Raw genomic sequence first — 8,937 nt, forward strand, 5'->3', positions numbered from 1 at the left:
CCTTGTGCGTGAGCCGGCCGATGTAGAGCGGGTTGGCCAGCACGGCGTAGAGATGCCCGCGGCTGAAGGCTGACCCACCCGTGATGCGGCCCGTGCCATCCGTCCGCTGCGGGATGAGGATGCCGGCCTCCCTGAGCTGCGCCTGCACCGCAGCAACGCTGCCGAGCTCCAAGTAGCGGGCATAGATCATGCGGATGAGCGCAGCGTGCTCCTCCACGATGTGCAGGGCACGTGCCTCGACCCGGTAGCCGAGCGGCACCGTGCCACCCATCCAGATGCCCTTCTTCTTGGAGGCAGCGATCTTGTCGCGGATGCGCTCACCCGTGACCTCCCGCTCGAACTGGGCAAAGGACAACAGGACGTTCAGCGTCAGCCTTCCCATGCTGGTCGTGGTGTTGAAGGCCTGCGTCACCGACACGAACGAGACGGCGTGCGCATCGAACAGCTCGACGAGCTTGGCAAAGTCCGACAGGGCACGGGTGAGCCGGTCGACCTTGTAGACCACCACCACGTCGATGCGCCGGGCCTGGATCTCGACGAGCAGCCGCTGCAGGGCAGGGCGGTCGAGCGACCCTCCTGAGTAGCCGCCATCATCGTAGAGGGTTGGGCTGCAGCGCCAGCCCTCGTGCGCCTGGCTCTTGATGTAGGCCTCCGCCGCCTCGCGCTGGTTGTCGAGGGAGTTGAACTCCTGCTCCAGGCCGTGCTCGGTCGAGACCCGGGTGTAGATCGCGCAACGCAGCGCCTTGACCGGCGGCTTCATCGCGCGTCGCTCCTCTGTGCCGATGAGGGCCGCTCTCGCAGGCCGAAGAAGCGGGGTCCGTTCCACTTCGTACCCGTGATCGCCTGCGCCACTCTGGACAGGCTGTCGTAGGTCGTACCCTGCCAGGCGAAGCCCGGGTCGAGCACCATGACGCGGTGGAGCTCGCCCTTCCACTCTCGCACCAGCAGCGTGCCCGGCTTGGTGCCGGGCTGATCGGGAGGGGGGAGGACCTCGGCCGGGCTGTCAGGTCTCAGCCGATCGAGGAGCCGGGTGGTTGCGGGGCTGAGGTCGCCGTGGCGGTCGACCTGGAGCCGGTAGGCGAGCACCCGGTGCATGAGGGCGCGAGAGAGGTGTTCGGGCGCTGATCGCCCGAACACCATGCGCCAGCGCCGCTGCAGGCCGGCGGGATCGAGCATCGCCAGCCGGGCGAGGTCGGCTGAGAGCCTGTCGTCCTGCGGCGTGCGTTGGGAGCCTGTGCGCATCGCGATCAGCCGATCGAGACCTGAGCTCGCGCCTCAGCTGCCGGCTTGCGCGAGCGGCGGCGTGGCCGAGCCGGCTCGATGACGATGCGATAAGCCGTCGAGCCGTCCTCGCGCGGGCTCTTCTCGAGCGTGCGTCCTGACGAGCGCAGGCGCGAGAGCGCAGCTCGCGTCGTGTGTGGCAGCCAGCCTGTGGCGGTGATCAGCTCGGCCAGGCTTGCACCCTCAGGTCGGCTTAGCAGCGCCACGACATGCTCTCGCTTAGTGCCCGCTTGCGGTGCGTCGCTGGCCGGAACCGCCTTTCGGCTGTGTGCGGGCAGGGCAGGGGCTGGCACAGCGCTGGGCGGCTTCAGGCCTACCGCCTCGTATCCAGCAAGCGTAAGGTGATGGCTGATTATCCCCTCCTGCTCCGTTGCCGCGACAAGCTCATGCTTGAGCAGCTTGCCCAGGAGGCGCTGGGCGGAGGCGGGCTTCATCGTGGTGGGCAGGATGACTTGGGCATCGCCGCGAGTGGCCGCACCGGTAAGCACGGCGCCTTCAGACGGGGAAAGCGTGAGGTTCGGCATGGTCTGTCTCCAGGGTTGTGGCAGGGGTGCCACCACCCTGGCCCCGCAATCGGCATCTAGCCGGCGGGGCAGGTAGACCCTCATGGCCCGGAGACTTGAGGCGGCTCAGCCGCTGCAGCCGATCTTCATCAGGCATGCTGGGGCAGGCTGGGCCGACATGCTCATGATTGCTTCTCGTCTCTCGTCGTGACCACATAGACGCTCTGTTCGTGGCACTAGTCGAGCGGAATTTTGCAGAGTAGGCCGCGATCTTACATTCAACTCGCAACACAGCCTCACTCAGCAGTAATCCGATGCTTACGCTGACTTGCATCACAGGTGCACACGACGAGTTCCACGCTGATGTGTCCGATAGGAATAGCTAATGATATGACTCCTGCTACCTTTTACGAAAGCTACATATCTCAGTCTGCTCGACCATCGGACTACGAATCTGGGGGTCAGAGGTTCGAATCCTTTCGGGCGCACTGTTCATTTCAAGCACTTAGCTGCTACGCCCTTGTTTGGCATTCTGTGGAATTAGGGGGAAATGGGCTGAAAGAGTTGCGGCGATCAGACGAGATTACCGATTCGCGCGCCAACAGAAGCGCGGCCATATCACGTAGATCGGCTCTTGCAGCGGCTGCCTCTTAATCAGCGGGTCCAAGGTTCGAAACCTTGTGCACCCACCAATCACTTCAGTGACTTAGCGCATTCGCGGCTGCATGTACGACACGGTTGGGTACCACTGAGGTACCCCTGGTGGGAGCGTGGTTTGCACGTCAGGAGCTCGTCATAGGCCCTCGCGGATTGGACGACTCGTCACGTGTTTTTGAAGCGTTGCCCTCCGAAGGCAAAGGTCACACGTTCGAATCGTGTCGGGTGCGCCAAATACCTCAACAACTTAGCTCTTTTTCGGCATTGCTGCGAGATGGCCGCGGACGCGGTGCGGAAGCAGTATAACGAATGTGCTCGCAACTTGGCAGCGACTCAGGGCGTCCGGCGAGCTGCCAGAAACCAAAGGACGGCCAGCTGCACGTGCCAGCCGCCCATCGGCCCACTAACGATTCAGTACGGAATTGCGAGGGGTGATGAAATGCCATGCGCGGGCTATCTGGCTGCATGCGCCCCGCACTGCTCGAACTCGAACGGTGTGATCGGGAGCCGCATCAATGCGCTCGCCTAGCCGGACATCGGCCACGAAACACAGCTCACGTGCTGGCACACCGAGGGAGCCGCCCTGGGCTTCCAGAAGGAGCTGCAGCATCGCTACCGTGTATCGGCTCATCTCCCGCCGTTCGTCTCCGCGCCGCTGCCGAGTGTCATCGAGTTTGCAAGCGTCGGGATCGGGCGTCTTTGCAACGCGGATTATGCCAGCGCCGATCCGGCTTCCGTCCCCATGAACCAGGAAGTGCGGCCGGATAGAGAGCGTGACACCCTCGACCACAAGAGGCTCTAGACGAGGGCACTCCGAGAGGGGCATACCCCGCAAACCAAGAGCGTTCTCGTACCGTTCGAACAGGGTGATCGCCTCGATGCAGCGGCGCGCTTCTTCTCGGTCCCGGGGTTTGAGATCTGCATGAGCCGCCTTTGCGTACAAGGCAGCCTTAACCCGCTCAAGCGTAGCTATATCGCGGCGGGGGTCAGAGTTGTACGCACAGAGGCCACGGATGGCGTCGCCGTTTGCGGTCACTATGGGCGGTCTGGAGAACCGAGCGTTGTGGACGATCGTTTCCTGGCCGTCTGGTCGGAGGACGAGATATTGAGCAAGAGCGTTCGCGGAGATGCGCGGTTCGCGATGCTCTCTGACTGATGGATGGAGCGACGGGGAAGCGGACATGGAAGAAGAGCTTTCTATTCCAATAGATAACCATCGGACGCTATGTCTGACCGAGATCTCCCGACAGACGTTTGAAGATCAGGCGCTGCACGAACTAGGTAGCGACGCCGGTTTGTTTTTGGTGGTAGAGGACTGCGTCGAGGGCACCTTCGACGTGCTGGCGAAAGCCGCTCCTGGCTTCTCTGGGCACGCGTTGCTGCAGATGATATCGCGCGCCCTCACTTCAGATCGGCCTCGCCTTCAAGTCGTCTCGTGACTTGCCGGCGAGGCCTTCTCTAAAAGCCTACTTGGTCTTGGTAGGCTTCTGACCCGATGTCTGATCCTGTCCGAGCGCCGAGCCTGCTAAAGTGCGGATCTGCGCTGGTGACGGCTTCAGGTTGCCGGAGAGCACACGAGAAGCGATCGAGGAGACGCGGGGTGTCGTCTGACGGGGTGGATTTCCCTTAGCCATAGCAAAAAGCTCCGTAAAAACCGGAAGACAAGTAAGTCGGAACAGTTTATAAGGAGCCGTGGGCGCAGCGAAGGCTACGTCCTCGGCTTTAGACTTCAACATCTAAGGTCCGAGCCATGAACCACATGGCACACCTCCTTTCCCTCGGGGGTTTGTCTCGCGCGGCACAACTGCCAAGACGGACGCGCAAGACAGGGAGTAAGAACGGCGGCTGATATACATCAGCCGCCGTTTTCAGTTGTCAGCCTGATCGTCATTGGGGAAGGGTTCCTCACTGAACTGATCAGCTGAAATTACCAAATTTCCATCCACCATATACTTGCCATAACCGATGCGCTTTATGCGGCCCGTCTTGGCGAGGTAATTGATCGTATTATAAATTTCTTTAGGATTAGTCTCAGAGTGGTGCTGAAGAACCTCTTCTTTGATCTCACTCACTGACCAGCTTCGTTTATCGCGAATGAAATCTATGACAATGCCCATCACCTCCCCGGACTTGCGACCAGATATAGGTTTGGAATTCGCGCTCAATCTCTGAAGCACTGACCGTCGGCGAGCCTCAGGTAACGTGTCCAGAAGCGTCAGCACCGCCTTCATCACGGCGGCGTCACGCGCGTCGTCTTGCTCGTCTGCAGTGGGCGGAGTCGTGGATGCACGGGCCATGACCCGCAATCTAGCATCGTCGGTTTCTGAGCACAATCTCAGAAACGCTCGGCCGAATCCTCAGAGGTGTCTACTAAACAGATTCGCGCAACGTGTCCGATCTCGCTGTGGTTAACAAATTATTGCTTATCCACAGCCGGATTGAATCTCAGGGCTCTCAGCAGATCGTTTGGGTTCGTGGGGAAGCGTCTTGCACGTTTTATAAGCATCTCTCGTCGATAAATGCCGGGTGGTGATCGCCATCGTCGCCATGCCGCGATTTTTTCTCAACAAGGTCGTATCGCCAGCGCCGTTATCGCGCCGGACGGGTTGGCTCAAAATCTTTTGCCCAAGTCGCTAGAGATCGTCTTGCCTCGGAAGGCCACTCGGCCACCGGCGGCCGCGCCTCGTTTTTAAGCTTGCTTGGATGCTATTAAAGCATACTGGAAGTAAACTCGGCATTTGTACCGCAAAAGGCGCCTTCTCAGCCGCTGATGAGAATATAAAATGCCGAGCTTTTGTCTTGCAAGGTATATGGTACATGCCTGACTAGGGCAGCAACCATCACGCTTGGGAGAGTCGTCAGTTCAACGAAATAGAACCTGCTTTCCCCGACAAGCCATTCTCACCGGCAAGCCCCTGTGGGCCTGGAGGCCCCCCAGGCTTACCACCCCGCCCTCCGCAACCATCATTCCCGCCGTCGCCTGCCCCTCCTGGACCGCCCGGACCGCCTGCTCCAGGTGCGCCGCCTGCTCCGGGCGTGCCAGGGAGGGTACGCCCGTCCCTACCCGCGATTGATAGATGAGAAAGGGAAGTCTCACGGTCCTCTCCTGAAATCTGAACGACAACCGTTCCGCCATTCCCTGCAGCCCCACCGGGTGACCCGTCCCCGCCTGCTCCTCCAGGACCGCCGTGGGTGGCGTCATGGCCACCGCCGCATCCCCTGATTCCTTGGAGACCCCTTCCTTTTGCATTCCTACCTGGACTTCCCGACGCGCCTTGAGAGCCAGCCGCACCAGGCAAGCCGTCTTGTCCCGACAGGTCGATCCGCAGATCGCCGCCTGTTATCCTGTCGGCGCGGATAATCAATGTTCCTCCGTCGTCGCCGGGAGTGCCTGGAGCACCAGACGGAAGCTTTGACGCAAACGACAATATTGACGACTGGGAATTTAGTTTTATTTCCGAGGCCGCTATTGTTAAGGCGTTGCCATTTGTTATAATTTTGCTATCAGGTGAAAACTCTACTACGTCCGAGCTGATAGAGCGATCGCCATCCATACTAATAGTTCCAGCAATCGAAAAAATCTTTTTCGGATAGGCTGCCAATGGTGAACAAATACCTCGCGATGTCTCAATCATTACCATCAAATCTTTCGACGGCTCAGGGATACATGGAGAACCCACGCCTCCTTCGTTGATGACGGTCCCTACTGGGATCCCTGGACTACAAGTTCCATTGACTACCATTAGGCGCTTCAAGGTCGGTGCGGCACTAGTCTCTTCGCCATCCGTCCTCTTCCATTTTACCGTAACTGCGCCGGGCTCTCGATTTACACTGCAATTCAAAGCGCTGCTCCCGCCTAGGCTTTCTATGCATTTGGCGAAAGCTGTCATCGCTCCGGGAGCAACTTCACGTAAGTAGTTGTAAGTAGCCCCTTCGAAGGACGCATTCTGGGAATTCCGTGAACAATTATCTTCTTTCCAGCGGTCAACTACGGATTTTTCAAACTTTCCACCTACCTTTAGTGGTGCTCCGTAAACAATAGTATCAACATCCAATCCAGCTTTGATCGCCTCATCGTGACTTGAGAACTTAAAGCTGCATTGCCAAGCTGTGGAAGATTGATTTGAAGAGGATGCGCCCCTTGTTTGACGGACGGTCATCAATGCCTCCCTAAGAGGAGTCGCACAAATTTCTTGGCCATAAGTCATCGGAGAATAAATGAATGACAGAAGCGCTCCCAGCGAGCACGTAGCAGTCGCTTTCATCACAGCCCCCTAACGAATCACTGCGTCCCTGGCAGGTTCATACGATTTATTGCAGGCACTATTCACGTTTGAAAGGGGTCTCTTCCGCTCCTGCTATGATTTGCAAGGTGAATGGTTTTGCTGAAAATCTCCGTTGATTTTTCCACATGGTGAGTAAAAACTGTGTAGTGAAGAGTAATAACTAACTGACTGTGCGCAACTCTGAAATATATTTATTTCGCTCGAATGCGCGTTACTGGATACGGATGAGGCAATTCGGTTTTCGAGATCTTTGCGACCTGATCCGTGATCGCGACCATGTATGTCAGCCCGTAGGCGTTGATCTCGTGTTCCTGAACGCCGTACCGTCGCAGGGTGACGACGCAATTTACCATGTAGCGCTTGATCCCACGCTCTAGGATGCGCTGGGCCGCGGGCGAATCGGCCATCGGATGATAGTCTGACCGAGCTCTTCAGCCACAAGCTGGTTATCTGCCCCAGCGAGCCGTCGCTCTGCGGCATGCGTCTCCGATTCTTGTATGGTGACGCGCAGGGCCGCATGTATTTTGGTCTTTTTCTTCCGGGCTCATGGCTAAGCTCCGACCGTCGCATGCACCTGGATTGGCCACTGATGCCATGGTGAGGGATCGCCACGGCGGAAGTCGAGAACCTCCCCGACCGGGTCAGGCCAGCGGTGGACGATCTGCGACTGCGCAGACCCTCGGGTGAGCCTCGTGACCTGCACGAAGCCGCCGACGCCCAGCGAAAGCGGGCGAAGCTCACCTCGACAACAGCACCCTAGCGGGTATCCTGCCTGATGGCTTTAGCAGAAAGCTCAAAAGCCGACATGGTGGCCCAATGTCAGCAACTGGCGTGCGAACAGTAAAATATCTTTTGGAAGTCTATGACTCTGATGGAGAGAACATTTTTCAAGTCGAGTCGGCGATGCCGTTTGGCGCAATCTCAGAAGGCGATGAACTGAGGGCCGACAATGTGGCGGGCTTCGCAGCTGGAATGGTGTCGGGCAAAGTGAAAAGTGTGAAGCACTTTCTACAGGGCTCCACCGAGAAGACTTTTATGCACCTAATTATGGTGCATCTAGCGTGATCTATGAATGGCGGTGACCGATGGAGGCGTTAAGTGCCCTATCTCAGCTCATCGGCAATCCGCAGAGCCGAGTATGATCCGTCGACTCGAACACTGCAAATCTGGTTTACAAGCGGCGGACATCCGTACAACTACTACGGAGTTCCTGAGGAGATCTACCGCGGGCTTATCACTGCGGCGTCGGCCGGCAACTACTTTGATCGCTACATCAAGGATCGGTACAGCTAAGGCACCATCGGCACCGCACCCGTCGCCGACTTCGCCTTATTTCCCAGTCAGCCGCCCGGCCCCGATCTGCTTGAGCACGCCCCGGGTGCTTGATCCCTCCAGCAGCGCCCGCGCCACGGCCTTGTCGATCATGATCTCGTGCCGAACACCCTGCGGGCCCTGGGTGGTCTTCACCTCGTTGGTCTCGCCGGCATAGACGTGGAGCTCGGTCTTGCCGGTGGTGTTCTCTGACGTTCCAGAACTGCCCGCCTGCCTGCTCGGCATCGTGAAGCGGTCGCGGCCCGGCGTAGAGCCGACGAAACCCCCGTCGGCATAGCCCGAGCGGCCGGAGCGCAAGGCCTCGAGTGTCGCCACGCCGATGCGGTCGGTTGAGGCCTTGTCGAAAACAAATTTTCCCTTGTGCACGACGCCTGCGGGCATTGTCACGGGAAGCTAGGCGAGGTTGCAAACGCGGTAGCGTCTGCATCGACTCAGGCCGCGGCGGTTGCCTTCTGCCATGCCTCCGCGGCTTTAGCTCGGAAGAGCCGAAAGGTGCCGCGGGAGATGAGATGGCGTTGAAGGGAGAAGGTGTTCTGAACGGCTGCGTGCATCGAGAGGAACTGCTGGGCTGATCCTGGTGACTTGAAACCTTGCTGCTTGTGCTCGCGTCGTCGGACAGGCTGGTGCGAGTTCTCCGCTCGGTTGTTCTGGCGCAAGCCCTGCTCGTGGCGAGCGGACAGGCCGAGCTCTCGGTGTGCGGCCGCATACGAGCGGAGCTTGTCGGTGACGAGTACGGCTGGCGCAAAGCCCTGCTTCTTGATCAGCTTGCGTAGCAGCTTCAGGGCAGCGGCTTTATCGCGCCGGGGCTGGACCAGCACATCCAGCACTTCACCTTCGTTATCGACGGCTCGCCACAGGTACATGCGCCGGCCCTGGAT

The 8,937-nt window shown here is 59.0% G+C and carries 9 protein-coding genes; 3 read left to right on the plus strand and 6 right to left on the minus strand.

Annotation, left to right across the window (positions count from 1 at the left end):
* The 3 genes from MFF55_RS25610 to MFF55_RS25620 form a co-directional block, all read right to left on the minus strand.
* A partial coding sequence (locus MFF55_RS25610) for a recombinase family protein (RefSeq protein WP_238246923.1) occupies positions 1-760 on the minus strand: 760 nt, incomplete at its 3' end.
* The gene (locus MFF55_RS25615; protein ID WP_238246924.1) at positions 757-1,242 is read right to left on the minus strand and encodes a DUF2924 domain-containing protein; all 486 of its coding nucleotides are present in this window, start codon (positions 1,240-1,242) and stop codon (positions 757-759) included. The genes MFF55_RS25615 and MFF55_RS25610, both read right to left, overlap by 4 nt.
* Positions 1,243-1,247: 5 nt before the next feature.
* Complete coding sequence (locus MFF55_RS25620; protein WP_238246925.1) at positions 1,248-1,805, minus strand: DUF3489 domain-containing protein; 558 nt, start codon at positions 1,803-1,805, stop codon at positions 1,248-1,250.
* A 1,817-nt stretch (positions 1,806-3,622) separates the two neighbouring features.
* Between MFF55_RS25620 and MFF55_RS25625 the strand changes: the two genes are divergently transcribed.
* Entirely contained in the window at positions 3,623-3,880 is a 258-nt protein-coding gene (locus tag MFF55_RS25625) for a hypothetical protein (RefSeq protein ID WP_238246926.1), read from the plus strand.
* A gap of 429 nt (positions 3,881-4,309) precedes the next feature.
* On the opposite strand, the gene MFF55_RS25630 is transcribed toward MFF55_RS25625, so the two are convergent.
* The gene (locus MFF55_RS25630) at positions 4,310-4,738 is read right to left on the minus strand and encodes a hypothetical protein (RefSeq protein ID WP_238246927.1); all 429 of its coding nucleotides are present in this window, start codon (positions 4,736-4,738) and stop codon (positions 4,310-4,312) included.
* 2,805 nt (positions 4,739-7,543) lie between these two features.
* On the opposite strand from MFF55_RS25630, the gene MFF55_RS25635 reads away from it, so the two are divergent.
* The gene (locus tag MFF55_RS25635) at positions 7,544-7,792 is read left to right on the plus strand and encodes a hypothetical protein (protein ID WP_238246928.1); all 249 of its coding nucleotides are present in this window, start codon (positions 7,544-7,546) and stop codon (positions 7,790-7,792) included.
* Positions 7,793-7,825: 33 nt separating this feature from the next.
* Positions 7,826-8,020 carry a KTSC domain-containing protein gene (locus tag MFF55_RS27255; protein WP_373874875.1) on the plus strand — a complete coding sequence of 65 codons (195 nt, stop codon included), beginning with the start codon at positions 7,826-7,828 and terminating at the stop codon, positions 8,018-8,020.
* Between the two features lie 36 nt (positions 8,021-8,056).
* Here the strand turns inward: MFF55_RS27255 and MFF55_RS25640 are convergent, their stop codons facing one another.
* On the minus strand, positions 8,057-8,374 hold the full coding sequence (locus tag MFF55_RS25640) for a hypothetical protein (RefSeq protein ID WP_238246929.1): 318 nt from the start codon (positions 8,372-8,374) through the stop codon (positions 8,057-8,059).
* Between the two features lie 116 nt (positions 8,375-8,490).
* Positions 8,491-8,937: DDE-type integrase/transposase/recombinase (locus tag MFF55_RS25645; protein WP_238246930.1), on the minus strand; the 447-nt coding region annotated here is incomplete at its 5' end.

It is taken from the genome of Methylobacterium iners (assembly GCF_022179305.1).
Lineage (GTDB): Bacteria > Pseudomonadota > Alphaproteobacteria > Rhizobiales > Beijerinckiaceae > Methylobacterium > Methylobacterium iners.